Raw genomic sequence first — 20,688 nt, 5'->3', positions numbered from 1 at the left:
AGGGGCTCCGCGCCGACCACGTGCCGCGCGTTCGCCGGCTCCCCGTGGGTCACGGTCCGCACGCCTGCCGGAACGCCGAGCTCCCGCGCGTGGGCTTTCGGCCAGGAGAGCGGGTCTCCCCGGGCGCTCCCGGCGCGTGCCCGGGGAGCACTCGTGAGCACAGGTGAACACAGGCGAGCACTCCGGTGCGCCCCCCGGGTCCCAGGCGCCCGTCGGGTCCCAGTGGTCCCCCGGACACGGCCGGCGGGGCGCGTCCGCACGGGTCGGTCGCGCGCGGCGGAGGCGCCCCGCGCGCGCCGATGGTGACCGGGCAACCGCTTGCCGCGCCCCGGGAGCGGGGCGAGCATGCTCCCACCCGCTGTCCGACGAGGAGTGCCATGCCCCCGAGCGCGACGGTCGTCACAGGAGTGAACGCGGACCGCGCGGAACCCGCGTACCCGGTGTCCCACGAAGGGGGCGGGCATGCCGGAACCGTCTGACGCGGGGGCCCCCGCCGCCGGTGCGCCGGTGTCCCCGGACGAGGTGACCGCGCCGCCGACGCTCGGCGTGGAGGAGGAGTTCGTCCTGGCCGACCGGGACAGCGGAGCGGCCGTGCACCGCGGCCCCGCCGTGGTGCGCGCCGCCCTCGCCCGCCTCGGCGCGCCGCACGTCACGGCGGAGGTCTCGCAGGCCCAGCTGGAGACCGTCAGCGGGGTGTGCCGCACCGCCGCCGAGCTGGCGGCGGAGATCGCGCGGCTGCGCGGGGGCGCGGCCGCCGCCGCGGCCGAACACGGCTGTCTGCTGGTGCCCAGCGGCACCCCGGTCCTCGGCAGACCCGGCCCGCCGCCCTTCACCGACAAGCCGCGCTACCGCGCCTTCGCGGACCACTTCGGGCCGCTGGTGCGCGACCAGGGGGTGAACTCCTGCCACGTCCACGTGGGCGTGGCCGATCGCGAGGTGGCCGTCCGGGCGGTCAACCACCTGCGGGGCTGGATGCCCCTGCTGCTGGCCCTCACCGGCAACTCCCCGTACGACGACGGGACGGACACCGGCTACGCGAGTTGGCGCTCGATGGTCTGGAGCCGGTGGCCCTCGGCCGGCCCGCCGCCCTACCTGCGGGACGCGGCGCACCACGAGCGGGTCGTCGGCCGGCTGGTGGCCACCGGAGCGGCGATGGACCCGGGGATGATCTACTGGCACGTCCGGCCCTCACCGCGCCTGCCCACCATCGAGGTGCGCGTCGCCGACGTGCTGCCCGAGGCCGAGGCCGCCACCGCCTACGCGCTCCTGGTGCGGGCCCTCGTCTGGGGCGCCGTGGACGCGGTCCGCGCCGGCGAGCCCGCGCCCGAGGTCCCCGATCCGCTGCTGCGCGCGGCGTGCTGGCAGGCCGCCCGGTACGGGACGTCGGGCACCCTGCCCGCCACCCACACCCCGGAGTGCGCCCCGGCGGCCGTCGGCCGGCTGGTCGAGGAGCTGTGGAAGCGGGTCGAGCCGCGGCTCAGCGGCTGCGGCGACGACCGGCGGGTGGGCGACTGGCTGGACGACGTACAGCGGCGGGGCACCGGCGCCGACCGGCAACGGCGTACCGCCGGGCGCCATGGGGACCGCCTCGGGGCCGTGGTCGACGACCTCGCCGTACGGCCGGGCTGACAGGTCGACGACGTCGCCGTACGGCCGGGCCGAGTGGTCGACGACCTCGGCGTACGGCGGCGTGACCGGCGGGAGGGACACGGGGACGGGACACGGGGACCTTCGGTGCGCCACCCCTTGACGGCTCTGGTCCAGACCTCTAGGTTCCGGGCCAGCACCTTTCCACACATGCGCCCGATGGTCACGTACGTGAACTCCTTCTCCCCCACCCCGGCCCTCCGCGGGCCCGGTCAAGAAGGGAACACCCCGATGCGACAGGTGAGATGCGGTGCCGTGCGCGTCCCCGTGTGGCTGGCGGTCCTCCTCGCCGCGCTGGTGAGCCTGGTGGCACAGCCGCCCGCCCGGGCCGCGGCGGCCGCGACGCCGTTCCGCGTGCTGGCGCTGTACAGCGGAACCTGGGACGCGGCCCACATCAGCTTCGTGCGCGAGGCCAACACGTGGTTCCCGCAACAGGCCGCCGCGAACGGCTTCACCTACACCGCCAGCAACGACTGGAACCTCCTCGCCGACGGCCGGGTCGACGCCTACCAGGTCGTGCTCTTCCTCGACGACCTGCCGCAGTCGGCTGCGCAACGGGCCGGCTTCGAGCGGTACATGCGCGCCGGCGGCGCCTGGATGGGCTTCCACGTGTCGGCCTTCACCACCGACGCGCAGAGCTGGCCGTGGTACCACGACCAGTTCCTGGGCAGCGGAAACTTCAAGTCGAACACCTGGGGACCGACCACGGCGGTCCTGCGGGTGGAGGACCGCACGCACCCCGCCACCGGCAACCTGCCCGCCACCTTCACCTCGTCCGTCAGCGAGTGGTACAGCTGGTCCAACGACCTGCGCCGGAACCCGGACATCAGGATCCTGGCCTCCGTCGACCCGAGCAGCTTCCCGCTCGGCACCGACCCGGACCAGACCTGGTACAGCGGGTACTACCCGATCCTGTGGACGAACACCAAGTACCGGATGCTGTACGCCAACTTCGGCCACAACGCGATGAACTACGACACCAACACGGCGTTGTCGTCCACGTTCGCCAGCGCGACGCAGAACCGGTTCCTCCTGGACGGGCTGAAGTGGCTGGGCGGGGGGTCGTCCTCCCAGCCGCCCTCCGACGGCGTCTCCGAGACCTCCTGGTACACGCTGCGGAACCAGGGGAACGGCACGTGTGCCGACGCCCGCGCGGCCGGCACGGCCAACGGGACCGTCGTCCAGCAGTACACCTGCAACGCCACCACGGCACAGCAGTTCCAGTTCGGGCCCACCGACAACGGCTACCGGCGCATCGCCGCCCGCGGCAATCCCCAGCAGGTCGTCGACGTGGTCGACCGCTCCACCGCCGACAACGCGCCGCTGCAACTGTGGTCCTACTCCGGCGGCACCAACCAGCAGTGGCTGCCGGTGAAGGAGGCCGACGGACGCTACCACCTGACCGCCCGGCACAGCGGGAAGTGCCTGACCGCGGCCGGCGCCGCCACCGACGGCGTGCAACTCGTCCAGCGGTCCTGCGACGGCTCCCCCGCGCAGAGTTTCCAGCTCACCGCCCAGCCCTGACCCGGCGGGTACGGCCGGCCCGCGGCGCGCCCGAGAGGCCGGCCACCGCGGTCACCCACCGCGGTCACCCACGGCGGTCGCCCGCCGTTCTCACCCGGCGGGCGAGGGCGGCGGTACGGCCGGCTCGTCGGCCAGGAGGCAGACGGCGAGCGCCGCGATGTCGTCCCGGAGGCGGTCGCCGCTGTAGGCCAGCAGGTCGTCGTGGAGCCGCTCCAGGAGCCCCCGGGGCGGGAGGGAGTGCCAGGAACCGAGGCGCTCCAGGAGGGGGTAGAACGCCCCGCCCGGGTCACGCGTCTCCGTGATGCCGTCCGTGTACAGCAGGAGCCGGTCGCCGGGGCGGAAGGAGTACTCGTCGACGTGGTACGGCTCCCCGGCGAGCACGCCGAGGTTCAGCGGCGGGGCCGAACGCCCCCGGTCCAGTTCGCGCACCCCGCCCGCGCGGATGCGGACCGGGGGCGGATGGCCGCAGTTGACCACGCGCAGCAGCGGGTCCTGAAGCGGGACCTCGACGAAGACGGCGGTGACGAACCGTTCGCCCACCTCGTGTCCGCCCAGCAGCGCGGCCCTGCGGGTCATGCTCGTCTCCACCCGGTCGACCAGGGCGGGCAGGGCGGGCTCGTCGTGCGCCGCCTCGCGGAACGCGCCGAGCAGGGCGGCGGCGGTCTCCACCGCGAGCAGTCCCTTGCCCCGCACGTCGCCGATGAGCAACCGGACGCCGTACCGGGTGGGGACGGCCTCGTAGAGGTCGCCGCCGATGCGTGCCTCCGCGGCGGCCGACAGGTAGAGGCTGTCGAGGAGGAGCGCGCCGATCCGGTGGGGAACCGGCCGGAGCAGGACCCGCTGGGCGATGTCGGCCACGAAGCGCACGTCGGCCAGCGTGCGTTCGCGGCGGACGCGGTGCGCGGCCAGGATGGTGCCGAGGACGCCCACCAGCGCGGTGCAGATGTAGGCGGCCACGTAGTGGCGGTCCCAGAGGTAGCCGACCGACCGGCCGGCACAGCACGGGGTGCCGGCCAGCACCCCTTCCATCACGATGGCGAAGACGGTTGCACCGGCCACGACGAGGGGTCCGTGCGCGAACGCGGCCACCAGGGGCAGGGCGATCAGCACGAAGCTCACCGGCCACCGCACGGGCGTCACCGGCTCCAGCAGCAGGAGCGCCGCGACGTACAGGACCGGGAGCCACCGCATCCACGCCGGAGTCGCCGGGAACCGGGTGCGCACGCCGGCACCCTGCTCCGGTTCCCGACCGGTACGACCGGGCTTCGGCCTGCGTGGTCTGCGCACACGGACTCCTGTCACGGCAACTCGACAAGACCTCCCAGCCTGGTGTGCCGGGCCGCGGCACACCGGGATTGCTCCACTCCACGGCATGTTCCGGTACGGGCGCGTCGACGTCCTGGGGCCGAAGCCGCACGAGGCCGTCCTCACCGGGCGCCGGCGGACCGCGCGCCGTCCGCGCCGACGGACGTTCGCGCCGGTGGCGGCGCAGCGGTCGCCGGTCACGGAGGTGCAGTGCTAGAACAGGGAGATGAGCGGACGTTCCCGCCGGTCATGGGCGAGAGCGGCGCCGCCTCCCGACGCACGGCGGTCACCCGATCCGTCCCGTCGCCGGGGGCGCCGGCCGCTGCGCGGGCGCCGCTTCTCGCGGTCCCTGAGCGTCCGCACGCTCGCCGCGCAGGTCTTCCTGTTCCAGGCTCTGATCATGCTGCTGCTGGTCGCCGTGGGGGCGACCGCCCTGGTGTTCCAGGGGCGGTACGACGCCCAGCGCAGCGCCGAGGACCGTTCCCTGGCCGTCGCCGAGGCGTTCGCCCATGCCCCCGGTACCGCGCTCGCGCTGCGGTCGCCGGACCCGTCGGCCGTGCTCCAGCCGGGCGCGGAGCAGGCGCGGAAGGGTTCGGGCGTCGACTTCATCACCGTGCTGGACCGGCACGGGACCCGGCTCACCGACTCCGACCCCTCCCTGATCGGCACGAAGTCCCCGGGCGCCGGGCGGGCCGTCGCGGGAGAGACGTACACCGAGACCTTCCACGGCCGGCCGACCGACGCCGTCCGCGCGCTCGTCCCCGTGCTGGACCCGAGCCGGCGCGTGGTGGGCGTCGTCACCGCCGGGATCGAGTACGCCAACGTCGGGCAGGTGCTGAACCGGCAGCTGCCGCTGCTGCTCGGCGCGGCGGCGGGGGCGCTGGTCCTGGCGACCGGCGGCGCGGCCCTGGTCAGCCGCCGGCTGCTGCGGCAGACGCATGGACTGGGCCCGGCCGAGATGACCCGGATGTACGAACACCACGACGCCGTGCTGCACGCGGTGCGCGAGGGTGTGCTCATCGTCGGCGGCGACGGGGGCGTCCTGCTCGCCAACGACGAGGCGCGCCGGCTGCTGGACCTGCCCGCGGACGCCGACCGGCGGCACGTGCGGGACCTGGGGCTGGAGCCGGGTCCGACCCGGTTGCTGGAGGCGGGCGAGGCCGCGTCCGACGAGGTGGTGCCGGCCGGGGACCGGCTGCTGGCGGTGAACATCCGGCCCACGGCCCCCTACGGCGGCGGCCAGGGGCTGGTGGCCACCTTCCGTGACACCACCGAGCTGCGGGCCCTGTCCGGGCAGGCCGAACTGGCGCGGGGCCGGCTGTCGTTCCTGTACGAGGCGGGTGTGCGGATCGGCACCACGCTCGACGTGCGGCGCACGGCCGAGGAGCTGACCGAGGTGGCGGTCCCCCGCATGGCCGACTTCGTCAGTGTGGAACTGCTGGACGCCGTGCTGCGCGGCGAGGAGCCGACCAGCGCGGTACGCCGGATGCGCCGTACCGCGCTGCGCGCGTCGCGCGAGGGGCACCCCTTGCAGCCGGTGGGCGAGGTGATCCGGTTCGCGACGGCCGACACCCCGATGGCGGCGGCCCTGCACCGGGGCAGGGCCGTCCTCGTGCCGGACCTGCACACCGCCCAGGACTGGCGGGCGAAGGACCCCGAGGGGGCGCGGCGGGTGCTGGACTACGGCATCCATTCGCTGATCACGGTGCCGCTGCGGGCGCGCGGGGTGGTCCTCGGGATGGCCGACTTCTGGCGGGGCGCGGATTCCCCGCGGTTCGAGGAGGAGGACGTCGCGGTGGCCGAGGAGCTGGTGGCCCGCGCCGCCGTCGCGATCGACAACGCGCGCCGGTACTCCCGTGAGCACACGATGGCCGTGACGCTCCAGCGCAACCTGCTGCCCCTCGCCCTGCCGGACCAGGACGTGCTGGAGATCGCCTCGCGCTATCTGCCGGCCCGGTCCGGGGTGGGCGGCGACTGGTTCGACGTCATCCCCCTGCCCGGGTTCCGGGTGGCGCTCGTCGTCGGTGACATCGTGGGGCACGGGATGCAGGCCGCGGTGACCATGGGGCGGCTGCGTACGGCCGTGCTGAACTTCTCCTCGCTGGACCTCGCCCCGGACGAGCTGCTCGGGCACCTGGACGAGATGGTGACCCGGCTGGACTCGCAGGGCGCGACCGCCGACGACGACCGGGTCCCGCTCACCGGCGCCACCTGCCTCTACGCCATCTACGATCCGGTCGGCGGGCACTGCGCCGTCTCCCGTGCCGGGCACCTCGCGCCGGCCGTGGTGGACCCGGCGGGCCGGGTGTCCTTTCCGGACCTCCCGCTGTCGCCGCCCCTCGGCGTGGGCGGGCACCCCTTCGAGGCGGGCGAGCTGGTGCTGCCCGAGGGCAGCCGCCTGGTGCTGTTCACCGACGGCCTGATCGAGAGCCGCGGCCGGGACATCGACGAGGGGCTGACGATGCTGTCCTCGACCGTCGGCCACGCGGACCAGTCGTCGGAGGAGACCTGCCGCGCCCTCGTGGAGCGGATGCTGCCGGAGCGCCCCCGTGACGACGTGGCCCTGCTGGTCGCCCGGACCCGGCTGCTCAAGCCGTCGTGCGTGGCGACCTGGGAGGTGCCGTTCGACGTGACGGCCGTGCCGCGGGTGCGCGGCGAGGCGAGCGGCCGCCTCGCCGACTGGGGGCTGGAGGAGACGGCGTTCGCCACCGAGCTGATCCTCAGCGAGCTGCTCACCAACGCGATCCGCTACGGCGCCCCGCCGGTACGGGTCAGGCTGCTGCTCGGCCGCACCCTGGTGTGCGAGGTGTCGGACGGCAGCAACACCTCGCCCCGGCTGCGCCGCGCGGCCAGTACCGACGAGGGGGGCCGCGGTCTGTTCCTGGTGTCCCAGTTCGCGGACATGTGGGGGACCCGCTACGCGGCGCGGGGGAAGGTCATCTGGACCGAACAGGCCCTGGACCGCACCGTGGAACCGGATCCCTCGGCGCTGTTCGACGTCATGGGCCTGTGACGGCGTGCGAGGGGTGCCGTGGGCAGTGCTGCTCCGGCAGCTTTCCCGCGACGGGGTCGGCGTGCGCGTGCGCCCGAACACGGGGGCTGCGCACGCGAACCCGGTCAACGCCGGCCGGACCCGGGGGGCGGCGGACAGTGGGCGTGCGGGGGCCGGGGCGGGGACTGGGCGTGCGAGGCGGACTCTTCACCGTGCTGTGGCGCTGGTCTTCGCCCAGCTGGCCCCGCTGTCGTCCGGTGCCGATGGGTGGCGGCCGGCCCTAGCGGAGGCGGCCGGCCCTAGCGGAGGCGGCCGGCCCTAGCGGAGGCGGCCGGTCACAAGCGAAGGCGAGGAGTTCAGCCACTCCTCGCCACTCTCAACTTATAGCGCACCGGGGGGCTTGCGGCAAGGCCCCCTTCGTGCCGCAGAATCGTCGGCCGAAGCCAGGAAGTTGCGGAAAAAGGGGTTTTGCCACGTGCGTGTGCTGTTGTCGACGTATGGGTCCCGCGGGGACGTCGAACCGCTGGTGGGGCTCGCGGCCGGATTGCGCGCGCACGGCGCCGACGTACGGGTGTGCGCGCCGCCCGACGAGGACTTCGCACGGCGACTGGCCGGGACCGGCGTGCCGTTGGTGCCGGTCGGCCCGTCGGCACGCGCCCTGACGACCGCGGCGCCGCCCGCCTCGTCCCTGTCCCGGCGCGCGGCCGAGCTGATCGCCGGTCAGCTCGGTCCCGTGACCGAGGCGGCCGAGGGCTGCGACGTGCTGGTGGCGACCGGTGCGCTGCCCGCCGCCGCGGGCGCGCTGTCGGTGGCCGAGAAGCTGGGCATCCGCTCCGTGTCGGTGACCTTCCAGCAGCTCACGCTGCCCGCGCCGCACCGGCGTCCGCTGGCCTACCCCGGTCACCCGCTGCCGCCCGGGGTGACCGACAACCGGGTGCTGTGGGAGCTGGACGCCCGGAACGTCAACGCGCTGTTCCGGGACGCGCTGAACGCCGGCCGGGAGGCCATCGGCCTGCCGCCGGTGGACGACGTCCGCGACTACGTCATCGGCGACCGGCCGTGGCTGGCGACCGACCCGGTCCTCGACCCGTGGCGCGCGACGCCGGACCTCGACGTCGTGCAGACCGGCGCCTGGATCGTGCCCGACACGCGCCCGCTGCCGGCCGGCCTGGTGGCGTTCCTGGACGCCGGCGCACCGCCGGTGTACGTGGGTTTCGGCAGCATGCCCCTGCACGCGGCGGGCGACATCGCCCGGGTCGCCGTCGAGGCGGTCCGCGCGCACGGCCGGCGCGCCGTCATCGCCCGCGGCTGGGCCGACCTGTCCGCGGTCGACGAGCGGGACGACTGCCTCGTCGTCGGCGAGGTCAACCAGCAGGCGCTGTTCGCCCGGGTGGCGGCCGTCGTGCACCACGGCGGGGCGGGCACCACGACGACGGCCGCCCGGGCCGGCGCGCCCCAGGTGGTGGTGGCCCAGGCGGCGGACCAGCCGTACTGGGCCGGCCGGGTGGCCGAGCTGGGCATCGGCGTGGCACACGACGGACCCGCCCCGACCACCGAGTCCCTGACGGCCGCTCTCCGGACGGCCCTGGCCCCCGGAACCCGCGCACGGGCCACCGCCGTGGCCGGCCGGGTGCGCGGCGACGGGGCGTCGGTGGCGGCGCGGTTGCTGCTCGACGGCGACCACGCGCGGCCCGTACCGGCCTGACCGGCCGGGCCCGCCGAGCCGGGACCGACGCCCGGCCCGGCGCGGCGCGGCCGTGCCCGCCTGACCTGCCAACCCTGCCTGACCTGCCGGGCCCGTCGTCCCGGAACCGACACCGGCCCGGCGCGGCCGTGCCCGCCTGACCCGCCGACCCGCCGACCCTCCGACCCGGAGCCGACGCCCGGTCCGGCGCGGTCGTGCCCGGCTGGACCGCCGGGACCGCCGGGCCGGAACCCGAACACCACATCTGCGAAGCCACACCCGGCACCCTGGGAGCCGCTCACGTGAACACGCCCCTGACCACCAGCGCTTTCGACCTTCCCGCCCGGCTCTCGGCGAAGGCCGACCCGGCGCTGATCGCGGACGACGAGCAGCACTTCGCGGCCATCGCGGAGTGCCTTGAGCAGTCGATCGCCGAACTCTCCGGCCGCCTCGCCACCGAGCGCAGGGCGCCCGGCGGCACCGGCCGGCAGGCCATGGACCGGGACGCGGAGATCCACCGGCTGACCTCGAGGCTGCGCGCCCTGCGCCGCCACGGCCTGGACCTGTGCCTCGGGCGCATGGTCGGCGCCGACGGCACCGGACCCGTGTACGTCGGCCGGCTCGGCCTCACGGACGGCACGGGCCGGCGGCTGCTGGTCGACTGGCGGTCCCCCGCCGCCGCACCGTTCTTCGGGGCCACCCACGCCCGTCCGATGGGGCTGGCGAGCCGCCGCAGGTACCGCTGGACGGACGGCCGGATCAGCGACTACTGGGACGAGGTGTTCACCGCCGACGGGCTGGCCGGGCACGCCGCGCTCGACGACCAGTCCGCCTTCATCGCCGGGCTCGGCGAGGCACGATCGCCGCGGATGCGGGACGTGCTCGGCACCATCCAGGCGGACCAGGACGCCGTCATCCGGGCCGACTCGCGCGGTGCCCTCGTGGTCGACGGCGGCCCGGGCACGGGGAAGACCGTCGTCGCCCTGCACCGCTCCGCCTATCTGCTGTACGCCGACCCCCGGCTCGGCCACCGCCGGGGCCGCGTGCTGTTCGTCGGTCCGCACCGGCCGTACCTGTCGTACGTCGCCGACGTCCTGCCCAGCCTCGGCGAGGAGGGGGTGCAGACCTGCACACTGCGGGACCTCGTCGCCGAGGGCGCCGCGGCGGTGGCCGAGACGGACCCGGAGGCGGCCCGCCTGAAGTCGTCCGCGGACATGGTGCGGGCGATCGAGACGGCCGTCAGGTTCTACGAGGAGCCGCCCACCGAGGGGATGACGGTGTCCACCCCCTGGTCCGACGTCCGGCTGAGCCCCGACGACTGGGCCGCGGCGTTCGACGCGGCGGAGCCCGGGACCCCGCACAACGAGGCCCGTGAGCAGGTCCTGGAGGAGTTGCTCACGATCCTGGCGGACAGGCACGACGGGGACGCCCCGCCCGGAGCGCTGCGCAGGGCGCTGCTCGGCAACCGGGAACTGCGCACGGCGTTCGACCGCGCGTGGCCGCTGCTGGAGGCGGCCGACCTCGTCGGGGACCTGTGGTCGGTACCGGCCTACCTGCGGATGTGCGCCCCCTGGCTCGGCCGCGACGACGTACGGCGGTTGCAGGGCGCGGACGCCCGGGCGTGGACGGTGTCGGACCTGCCGCTGCTGGACGCGGCCCGGCAGCGGCTCGGCGATCCGGAGGCGGCGCGGCGCAGGCGCCGGGCCGACGCCGTCCTCGCCGCCCAGCGCGAGCGCATGGCGCAGGTCGTGGACAACCTGATCGAGGCCGCGCACGCCTCCGGCGCCGACGGTGACGACGGCGAGGGTCTGGTGACGATGCTGCGCGGCGAGGACGCCCGGGTGAGTCTGGTGGACGAGGCCGAACTGCCCGTCGCCGACCCGGACCTGCTCGCCGGGCCGTTCGCGCACATCGTCGTGGACGAGGCCCAGGAACTGACCGACGCGGAGTGGCGGATGCTGCTCCTGCGGTGCCCGTCCCGCAGCTTCACCATCGTCGGGGACCGCGCGCAGGCCCGACACGGGTTCCCGGAGTCGTGGCGGGAGCGGCTCACGCGGGTCGGGTTCGAGCGGATCCAGCTCGCCTCGCTGAGCGTCAACTACCGGACGCCCAAGGAGATCATGGCGGAGGCCGAGCCGGTCATCCGGGCCGTGCTCCCGGACGCCAACGTACCGACGTCCGTCCGCGCCACCGGCGTCCCGGTCGTCCACGGGTCCGTCGCCCGACTGCGCTCGGTGCTCGACGCCTGGCAGGCCGAACAGGCCGAGGGGACCGCCTGTGTCATCGGCGATCCATCGTTCCGGGCGACGGCGCGCGTCCGGTCGCTGTCCCCGGAGTTGTCGAAGGGACTCGAGTTCGACCTGGTCGTCCTCGTGGACCCGGAGAGGTTCGGCGCGGGCGTCGAGGGGGCGGTGGACCGCTATGTGGCGATGACCAGGGCGACCCGGCGACTCGTCGTCCTCACGAGCCCCTGACCCCGCCCGGACGGGCGTCCGCGCCATGAGGCGATCCCGGGGAACCCAGCAGGGGGATCGGGCCGGGTGTCCGACCGGGACTTGATCAGTGTGCAGGTGCACCGGCTGGTCCACGGCCCCGGAGTGCCGGAGCCGCTGACGCGCCCGTACGGGGTGTCCGCGTCCTCGTCGTCGACGAACCCGATCCGTACGGGGCCGGCGACCACCATGCCGGTGACCCGGACGTCCACCCAACCGGGGACGTCCGGGACGTCCACCAGGCGGGGGACGTCCGGGCGTTGAGCGTGGCACCGGACTGGTGGGGCCGTCACCGCCGCTGACGAGCCTCCCCGGCCCTCGGTCCCGCCCCGCCGAACGGTCCGTCCCGGTCGGGTCCTTAACATGATCCGCAAGCCGGGCCGTCACACTGGGCGGACCGTGGCAATCAGGCGCGCACGAAGGGAATCCGTTCGCTCATGCACATCGATCTGACAGGACGCACGGCACTGGTCACCGGTTCGACCCAGGGCATCGGGGCGGCCATCGCCCTGGCGCTCGCCCGCGCCGGGGCCCGCGTGGGGATCAACGGCCGTGCCGAGCAGCGGGTGGCAGACGCCGTGGCGGAGCTGGCGCGGGAGGTGCCCGGGGCGGAGCTGGTGCCGGTGGCCGCCGACGTGACCGGCGAGGAGGGCGCGGCCCGGGTGGCGGAGCTGCTGCCGGAGGTGGACATCCTCGTCAACAACCTCGGTGTCTTCGGCGCCGCCGACCCGCTGGAGATCACCGACGACGAGTGGCGGCGCTACTTCGAGGTGAACGTCCTCGCCGCCGTACGGCTGACCCGGCAGTACCTGCCGGGCATGACCGAGCGCGGCTGGGGCCGCGTTCAGTACATCGCCAGCGACTCGGCGGTCGTCATCCCCGCGGAGATGATCCACTACGGGATGTCGAAGACCGCGCTGCTGGCGGTGAGCCGCGGCTTCGCCAAGAAGGCAGCGGGCACGGGGGTGACGGTGAACTCGGTCCTCGCGGGTCCGACCCACACCGGCGGCGTCGAGGACTTCGTGTACGAACTCGTCGACCGGGAGCTGCCCTGGGACGAGGCGCAGCGCGCGTTCATGCGTGAGCACCGCCCGCAGTCCCTGCTCCAGCGGTTGATCGAGCCGGAGGAGATCGCCCACATGTCCGTATACCTCGCCTCGGAGCAGGCGTCGGCCACCACCGGTGGAGCCCTGCGCGTCGACGGCGGGTACATCGACTCGATCCTTCCCTGACCGGCCGCGGCACCCGGCCGGGAACGCCCCGCCGCCCGTTCGGGCGGCGGGGCGGCTTCGCGTGACCGATCCCGCGTGCGGCCCCGCCCGGTTCCTTTCTTTAACCGTGCGGTAAATCAACGGACTGTAAAAGGATGCCTTCATGGAGCGTCCGGACAGTAGGCAAGTAGCCGCAGGAGACGACGGTTGACAACGTTGGCCTGGACAGATAGCGTCTCGACCTGATATTGAGCATCTGTTCTTTAATTCGGTAACTCGACCAGCAAAGCCGTGGACATCCGGAGGCAATTCGGCCACCAATTGGCCGAAACCGTTCAGTCCACGGATTTCGGGCCACCTCGCTGCTGTACCGGCGGTAAGCGTCGGCACATCAATGCGGACCGCATGGGGGCCCACCCGCGGTACGCGGCGAAAACGGGAGACCAGAGGATGCGACGCCCCTCACGGAATGCGGGCAGGGACCACGTCGGCGGAAGCATGTGCGCTCCGCCGCCGGTCAGAAGCCGTCCGCCAGGGACCGGACGGCTTCGGCGCGCCGCCTTCGCGACAGCGTCGCCGTCTTCGCAAGATCTTTGCGCACCGTCCCGCGAGGCCGCCTCGGCAGCGGAAAGCGGTGCGGGATCCGGCTGGGAGAAAAGAATCTATGGGGGGACTCACGATGCACCTTTTCGGCCGCGCAAGAGAACTTCAGGCCCTGGCTGAGGCGTTCACCGACAGTGCGCGGGGAAACGGCCGGCTCGTGATCATCACGGGTGGTCCCGGATCCGGCAAGACGCAGCTGATGCATGAATTCCTCACCGCACTGAACAGCACCGACGCGCGGATACTGACCGGTACGGCCAGCGCGGCCGAACGAGATCGGCCCATGAACCTGGTCGGGCAATTACTCCGCGACGCCGAGGCGGAGTGCGCGTCATCACATCGGACCTCCACGGCGTCGCCCCGCCCGGCGGAGGGCCGCCGTCCCCTCGGCCCCGCGCCGCAGGCCGCCCCCGCGCCCGCCGCCGAGGCGGCGACCGAGACCCTGCTGCACCTCGCCCCCGACGAACGTCCCCTGGTCATCGCCCTGGACGACGCCCACGCGATGGACCCGGCCTCGCTGCGGACGATCGTCCACCTGCTGCACCGGAGCCGCTCCCGGCGGGTGCTCGTGGTGTGCGCCACCTCCGGGCACTTCGGCCAGATACGGTCGGCCGCCCACACCGAACTGCTGCGCCAGCCGCACCGACGGGTACGGCTGGCGCCGCTGTGCGAGGCGAGCGTCGGTGACCTGCTCGCCGCCCAGGCCGGACGGGCGCTGCCGGCCCACGTGCGCGGCGCCTACCACCGGGCCACCGCCGGCAGCCCGCTCCTCGTGCACGCCCTGCTGGACGACAGCACGCGCTTCGGCCCCGAGATCGGCGCGCCCATCGCCGGCGCCGCCTACCGCCAGGCCGTGCTGTCGCTGCTGCACCGCGGCGACGCGGGCCATGTCCGGGTGGCCCGGGCCCTGGCCGCGCTCGGCCCGCTGGCCCGGACCGTCCCCGTCGGGGAACTGGCCGGCACCACGGCCGCCGGCACCCAGGAAGCCGTCGAGGTCCTCAACTCCTCCGGCCTGCTGGACGGTCACGCCTTCCGGCATCCGACCGCCGCCGCGGCCGTCCTGGAGGACATGGACGCCACCGCGCGCGCGGAACTCCACGACCGGATCGCCCACATGCTGTATCGTTCCGGCGCCCCCGCCGCCGAGGTGGCCCGTCACCTCTGCGCGGCGGACCGCGTCCCGGCCCGCTGGGGCGCGGCGGTCCTGCGCGCCGCCGCCGAACAGGCCCTGGCCGCGGACGACGTGGAGCGCTGCACCGCCTGCCTCGGACTCGTCCTGCGCGACTGCGCCGACGAGCGCGAACGCCACGCCCTGTCGGTGGCCCTGGCCCGCGCGGAGTGGCGCACCAACCCGGCGGCGGCCGGCCCCCATCTGGAACCGCTGCGCGAGGCCGCGCTGGACGGCGAGCTGAGCATGCGGGACACCGCCACCGTGCTGCGGTACCTGCTGTGGCAGGGCGACACCGAGCTGGCCGCCCGGGCCGTGGCCACGCTCGTGCACGCGCAGTCCCCCGCCGACGCCCAGATCGTCGCCGAGGTGGAGTTCGTCCGGCAGTGGTTCTACGGCGTGGCGCTCCCCGGCAGGACCGCCCAGGTCGCCGGTGCCGACCCGCGCCCCCGCCAGACGCGCGGGAACGGCGGCGGACTGGCCGCGCGGGTGGCGGCGCTCCTCGGCGGCGAGGCCACCGACGAGTCCGCGGCGGCCGTCGCCCAGGCCCTCCAGGGCGGGCACCGGCTGGACCACCTCAACCTGGAGCTGGTCGCGATGACCCTGCTGGCCATCGCCCACGCGGACCGGCCGGTGCTGGCCGCCGAGGCCTGTGACGCGCTGCTGGAGTGCGCCGTGCAGCGCCGGGCGACCACCTGGCAGGCCCTGCTGGGCGCCATCCGGGCGGAGATCGCCCTGCTCCAGGGGGACGTGACCACCGCGTCGCGGGACGCGCTCAGCGCGCTCGGCACGCTGGCCCCGCAGAGCTGGGGGGTCCTCATCGGTCTGCCGTTGTCCACGGCGATCTCCGCGCACACCGCCTTGGGTTCCTACGCCGAGGCCGGGGAACTGCTGAAGCACGATGTGCCGGAGACCATGTTCCGCACCGTGTTCGGCATCCAGTACCTGCGCGCCCGCGGCCACCACTACCTCGCCACCGACCGGCCCTTCGCGGCACTGGGCGACTTCGAGACGTGCGGGCGGCTGCTGCGGGAGGGCAACCCCAGCCTCCAGAAGGGCATCCCCTGGCGGTCCGACCTGGCCCTGGCCAACCTGCGGATCGGCAAGGCCCGCACCGCCCGCGAGTGGGCCGAGGAGCAGCTGCGGCTGCCGGGCGGGCACTCCTCCCGGGCCCGGGCGATGGCGCTGCGCCTGCTGGCCGCGACCTGCAAGCCGCACCGCCGGGCCTCGCTGCTGCGCGAGGCGATCGACCTGCTCAAGACCTGCGGTGACCGCTACGCGCTGGCCCAGGCGTACGCCGACCTGTCCGCCGCCCACTACGAGCTGGGCGAGTACGCCCGGGCCCGCCTGGTGGCCCGGCAGGCGGCGCGGGAGGCCGAGGCCTGCCACATCGAGTCGCCGGTCGACGAGCACCTGCTCCAGGACCCGGTGCGGCCCGAGGCCGCCGAGTCCGAGGGCAAGCCCGCCATCCTCAGCGACGCCGAGTGCCGGGTCGCCGGACTGGCGGCGCTCGGCTACACCAACCGCGAGATCAGCGGCCGTCTGCACGTCACCATCAGCACCGTGGAGCAGCACCTCACCCGGGTCTACCGCAAGCTGAACGTGGCCAGCCGTTCGGAGCTGCCGTCGAAGATGCTGGAGCACCGCATCCCGAAGCTGTCGGACCGCTGGGCCGACACCCATTCCTCCGCGGGCTGAGCGGTCCGCGCGGCCCCGCCGTCCCCCCGCCCCCGCGCGGCCCCGCCGGCGGTGTCACCGGCGGGGCCGCGCCGTGTCGTCCGCGGCCGGCGCCGGGCCGTCCACGCCGACGGGCCCGGGACACCCGGCGGGTGTCCCGGGCCCGTCGGCCGGTGACCTCCGGTCCTCAGCTGAAGCTGCCCAGCTCATCGTCCAGGATGCCGAACAGCTCGTCGGCCGTGGCCGTCTCCAGCCCCGCCCCGCCGGTCGGCCCGGTACCGCTCTCCCGCCACTCCCCCGTGCCGTCCCACCGCGCGCTGAGGGTGCGCAGCCGGGCCGCGACCCGGGCCCGCTGTTCCTCGTCCAGCGCGGCGGAGTCCAGCGCGCCGCCCAGCACCTCCTCCAGCCGGACCACCTCGGCCTCGATGTCGACGGGGTCACCGGAGGTGTCGCCGCCCAGCTCCGCGAACAGGTGCCGGGCGAGGGCGTCGGAGGTCGGGTAGTCGAAGGTGAGGGTGGTGGACAGCCTGAGGCCGGTGTCGGCGCCGAGCCGGTTGCGCAGTTCCAGGGCGGCCAGCGAGTCCACGCCCAGGTCGCCCAGGGGGCGCTGGGGGTCGACGGCGCTGCCGGAGCCATGGCCGAGGACGTCGGCGACATGGCCGCACACCGTCTCCACCAGCAGGCTCAGCGCGTCGGCGGCGCCCAGCCCGGCCAGCCGCCGGGGCAGCGGCTCGGTGTCCGCCAGCTCCTCGGTGACCGCGCGGGCGGTGCGGCGTACCGCCGCCGGGGCCAGGCTCCGTACCAGGGCGGGGGCGTCCTCGGTGACCTGGACGCGGACCGGCAGCAGCAGGGCCCGGTCGGCGGCGGGGGTGCCGTCCGCGGCCAGCGCGCGGTCGAACAGGGCCAGCGCCCGGTCGGCGGGCAGCGGCAGGATGCCGTCGCGGGCCAGCCGGCGCAGCTCGGTCTCGCCGAGCCCGGCGGCCATGCCCTCCCCCGTGTCCCACAGGCCCCAGCCCAGCGAGAGGGCGGGCAGCTTGTCCGCGCGGCGCCGTGCGGCCAGGGCGTCCAGGAAGGCGTTCCCGGCGGCGTAGTTGGCCTGGCCCGCCGCGCCCAGGGTGCCGGCGGCGGAGGAGAACAGGACGAAGTGGGCGAGGCCGAGGTCGCGGGTCAGCTCGTGCAGGTGCCAGGCGGCGTCGGTCTTCGGCCGCATGACGGCTTCCAGCCGCTCGGGGGTGAGGTCGGTGAGGAGGCCGTCGTCCAGCACGCCCGCCGCGTGCACCACGGCGGTCAGCGGGTGCGCGGCCGGCACGGAGTCCAGCAGGGCGGCGAGCGCGTCCCGGTCGGTGACGTCGCAGGCGGCGACGGTCACGGTGGCGCCCAGCCCGGCCAGGTCGTCCAGGGCGCCGGCCTCGGGCAGGCGCCCGCCGCGGCCGGCCAGCAGCAGACGGCGCACGCCGTGCCGGGTCACCAGGTGCCGGGCCAGCAGCCGGCCGAGGCCGCCGGTGCCGCCCGTGACGAGGACGGTGCCCTCCGGGTCCCAGGCCGTCACCGGGTCCGGCTCCGGGTCGGTGACCCTGGCCAGCTCCGGTACGTACACCGTGCCCGCCCGCAGCGCGAGTTCGGGTGCGCCGGTGGCGACGGCGGCCGGGAGGGCGGCGGCCGAGGCGGGGTCGTCGTCGGTGTCGACGAGGACGAACCGGCCGGGGTGCTCGACGGCCGCCGCGCGCACCAGGCCCCAGACCACGGCCTGGGCCGGGTCGGGCGCGGCGTCGGCGTGGACGGCGACTGCGGACCGGGTCAGCACCGTCAGCGGCGCCCCGTCCGGTGCGTCAGCGAGGTGCCGCCGCAGCACGCCGAGGGCCCGTACGGCGGTGGCGCGGGCCGTCGCGGGCAGGGCGGCGCCGGGTTCCCGGTCCGCGGTCACGGTCAGGGTGCGCGGCGCGGGCGCGGAGCCGCCGGTGGCGACCGGCAGTGCGGTCCACCGCACCCGGAACAGGTCGCCGGGGGCGGGCGCCGCCGCGCCGAGCTGTTCGGCGGTCACCTGGCGGACGCGCAGCGAGGCCACCTCGGCGACGGGTGCCCCGGCACCGTCGTGGAGGCGCAGGGTCATGTGGTCGCTGCCGTGCGGGGTCAGACGCAGCCGTACCGCGCCGGCGCCGGTCGCGTACAGGGTCACGCCCTCCCAGGAGAAGGGCAGGGTCATCACGGTCGGGTCCTGCCCGTCGAGCAGGTCGATGGCGTGCAGCGTCGCGTCGAGCAGCGCCGGGTGCAGGGCGAACCCGTCGGCGGCGGCCGGGTCGGGCAGGGCGAGTTCGGCGCAGACCTCCTCGCCGAGCCGCCACGCGCCGCGCAGGCAGCGGAACGACGGGCCGTAGTGGTATCCCTGCGCGGCCAGGTGGTCGTAGGTGCCGGTGACGTCCACGGGTACGGCTCCGGCGGGCGGCCAGTCGGTCGCGGCGGCGGGTTCGGGTGCGGTGCGCGGGGCGAGGACACCGGTGGCGTGCCGGGTCCACGTGCCGTCGGCGCCCTCCGGGCGGGCGTGCACGGTCAGCCGGCGGCGTCCGTCGGCGTCGGGGGCCGTGGCCGCCACCTGAAGGTGGACGGCGCCCCGGGCGGGCAGGGCCAGGGGCCGTTCCAGGGTGAGTTCCTCGACGTGCGGGCAGTGCGCGCGGTCGCCGGCCTGGACGGCCAGTTCGACGAAGGCGCTGCCCGGGACGAGGACGACGTCCGCCACGGCGTGGTCGGCGAGCCAGGGGTGGGTGGCCAGGGAGAGCCGGCCGGTCAGGGCCACCGTGTCGTCGCCGGCCAGTTCCAGGGCGGCGCCGAGCAGCGGGTGTCCGGCGGGCGCCTGCCCGAGACCGCCCGCGTCGGTGACCGCGCCGGGCTCGTCGTCCAGCCACAGCCGCCGCCGCTGGAAGGCGTAGGTGGGCAGGACGGTACGGCGGGCGCCGGTACCGGCGAACACCTGCTCCCAGTCGACGGGGACCCCGCGCACCCGGGCCGTGCCGAGCAGGGTCGCGAAGGTTTGCTCCTCGTCGCGGTCGCGGCGCAGCGCCGGGACGAACGCCGACCGTTCGGCGTCGCTGACGGCGTGCGCGCCCATGGCCGACAGGACGGCGTCGGGGCCGAGTTCGAGGAAGGTGCGCACCCCGTCGGCCTCCAGCGTGCGGACGCCGTCGCCGAAGCGGACCGCCTCGCGGACGTGCCGGACCCAGTAGGCGGGGTCGCACAGCTCCTCGCCGTCCGCGCGCGCTCCGGTGAGGTTGGAGACGACGGGCAGGGCGGGCGGCGCGTAGCGCAGTGCGCGGGCGGTCTGCTCGAACTCCGCCAGCATCGGGTCCATCAGCGGGGAGTGGAAGGCGTGGCTGACCCTGAGCCGCTTGGTGCGGCGGCCGGGAAAGGCCCCGGCGACGGCCTGGACGGCGGCCTCGGTGCCGGAGACGACGACGGCGCGGGGGCCGTTGACGGCGGCGACGGACACCTCGGGGCCGAGGTGGGGCAGCACCTCCTCCTCGGTGGCGTCGACGGCGAGCATGGCGCCGCCGGCGGGCAGCGCCTGCATCAGCCGGCCGCGGGCGGCGACCAGCCGGGCCGCGTCCGCCAGGTCGAGGACACCGGCGACGTGCGCGGCGGTGAGTTCGCCGATGGAGTGCCCGGCCAGCCAGTCCGGGCGGACGCCGTACGACTCCAGCAGCCGGTAGAGGGCGGTCTCCACGGCGAACAGGGCGCTCTGCGTGTAGAGGGTGTGGTCGAGCAGGCCGGCCCGCCCGGTGCCGGGACCGGCCCACATGACGTCCTTCAGCGGGCGGTCGAGGTGGGCGTCGAGCGCCGCGCAGACCTCGTCCAGCGCCTGCCGGAAGGCGGGGTGGGCGGCGTACAGCCCGCGGCCCATGTCCGTGCGCTGGGCGCCCTGGCCGGTGAAGAGGACGGCGACCTTGCCTCCCTCGGGCCGGCCGCGGACCACGGTGTCGGCGGCGGTGCCGTCGGCCAGCGCGGTGAGCCCGGCCAGGAGTTCGTCCCGGTCCCGGGCGACGACGGCGGCCCGGTGGGCGAGGGCGGCGCGGCCGGTGGCCAGGGAGCGGGCGAGGTCGGGCAGGGGCCGGTCGGCGACCGCGCGCAGCCGGGCGGCCTGGGCGGCCAGTGCCTCGGAGGTGGCGCCGGAGACCAGGATGGGCAGCAGCGGGGCCGGTGCCGGGTCGGTCGTGGGTTCCTCGGCCGGTGCCTGTTCGAGGATGACATGGGCGTTGGTGCCGCTGATGCCGAACGAGGAGACACCCGCCCGGCGGGGCCGGTCCACCGCCGGCCACTCCCGCGCCTCCGTCAGCAGCCGCACCCGCCCCGACTCCCAGTCCACCTTCGACGACGGCCGGTCCACGTGCAGCGTC

General features: G+C 75.3%; 11 protein-coding genes. 8 read left to right on the top strand and 3 right to left on the bottom strand.

The features are described 5' to 3' along the window. The first annotated feature begins 462 nt into the window (after positions 1-462). Both IF37_RS0107575 and IF37_RS0107570 read left to right on the top strand, forming a co-directional pair. The gene (locus tag IF37_RS0107575; protein ID WP_079165603.1) at positions 463-1,629 is read left to right on the top strand and encodes a glutamate--cysteine ligase; all 1,167 of its coding nucleotides are present in this window, start codon (positions 463-465) and stop codon (positions 1,627-1,629) included. Between the two features lie 249 nt (positions 1,630-1,878). Continuing rightward, positions 1,879-3,171 carry a ThuA domain-containing protein gene (locus IF37_RS0107570; RefSeq protein ID WP_030738158.1) on the top strand — a complete coding sequence of 431 codons (1,293 nt, stop codon included), beginning with the start codon at positions 1,879-1,881 and terminating at the stop codon, positions 3,169-3,171. A gap of 90 nt (positions 3,172-3,261) precedes the next feature. Here the strand turns inward: IF37_RS0107570 and IF37_RS0107565 are convergent, their stop codons facing one another. Continuing rightward, entirely contained in the window at positions 3,262-4,395 is a 1,134-nt protein-coding gene (locus IF37_RS0107565; protein WP_253915677.1) for a PP2C family protein-serine/threonine phosphatase, read from the bottom strand. Between the two features lie 148 nt (positions 4,396-4,543). On the opposite strand from IF37_RS0107565, the gene IF37_RS44370 reads away from it, so the two are divergent. The 5 genes from IF37_RS44370 to IF37_RS0107535 all read left to right on the top strand — a co-directional run bounded on the left by IF37_RS44370 (position 4,544) and on the right by IF37_RS0107535 (position 12,876). After that, positions 4,544-4,693, top strand: coding sequence for a hypothetical protein (locus IF37_RS44370; RefSeq protein ID WP_158727305.1), 150 nt, complete (start codon positions 4,544-4,546; stop codon positions 4,691-4,693). A 183-nt stretch (positions 4,694-4,876) separates the two neighbouring features. Continuing rightward, positions 4,877-7,489 (top strand): SpoIIE family protein phosphatase, encoded by a 2,613-nt coding sequence (locus IF37_RS0107555; RefSeq protein ID WP_253915689.1) that lies wholly within the window; start codon positions 4,877-4,879, stop codon positions 7,487-7,489. A 454-nt stretch (positions 7,490-7,943) separates the two neighbouring features. Further along, positions 7,944-9,173: a glycosyltransferase gene (locus tag IF37_RS0107550; protein WP_030738147.1), complete on the top strand. Its 1,230-nt coding sequence runs from the start codon at positions 7,944-7,946 to the stop codon at positions 9,171-9,173. 281 nt (positions 9,174-9,454) lie between these two features. Further along, on the top strand, positions 9,455-11,626 hold the full coding sequence (gene helR, locus IF37_RS0107545) for an RNA polymerase recycling motor ATPase HelR (protein WP_030738144.1): 2,172 nt from the start codon (positions 9,455-9,457) through the stop codon (positions 11,624-11,626). Between the two features lie 455 nt (positions 11,627-12,081). Further along, positions 12,082-12,876 (top strand): SDR family NAD(P)-dependent oxidoreductase, encoded by a 795-nt coding sequence (locus IF37_RS0107535; RefSeq protein WP_030738138.1) that lies wholly within the window; start codon positions 12,082-12,084, stop codon positions 12,874-12,876. 496 nt (positions 12,877-13,372) lie between these two features. Here IF37_RS0107535 and IF37_RS45560 read toward each other — a convergent pair whose 3' ends face one another. Further along, the gene (locus tag IF37_RS45560; protein WP_253915693.1) at positions 13,373-13,663 is read right to left on the bottom strand and encodes a hypothetical protein; all 291 of its coding nucleotides are present in this window, start codon (positions 13,661-13,663) and stop codon (positions 13,373-13,375) included. On the opposite strand from IF37_RS45560, the gene IF37_RS0107530 reads away from it, so the two are divergent. Continuing rightward, complete coding sequence (locus IF37_RS0107530) at positions 13,571-16,324, top strand: helix-turn-helix transcriptional regulator (protein ID WP_253915688.1); 2,754 nt, start codon at positions 13,571-13,573, stop codon at positions 16,322-16,324. The genes IF37_RS45560 and IF37_RS0107530 overlap by 93 nt on opposite strands. 166 nt (positions 16,325-16,490) lie before the next feature. Here the strand turns inward: IF37_RS0107530 and IF37_RS0107525 are convergent. Beyond that, positions 16,491-20,688 (bottom strand): type I polyketide synthase (locus IF37_RS0107525; RefSeq protein WP_037855930.1); only part of this gene is annotated, 4,198 nt, incomplete at its 5' end.

Source organism: Streptomyces sp. NRRL S-31, assembly GCF_000718775.1.
Classification (GTDB): Bacteria; Actinomycetota; Actinomycetes; order Streptomycetales; family Streptomycetaceae; genus Streptomyces.
The sequence above is the reverse complement of the archived record's forward strand: the minus strand, read 5'-3'. Positions and strand labels throughout refer to the sequence as shown.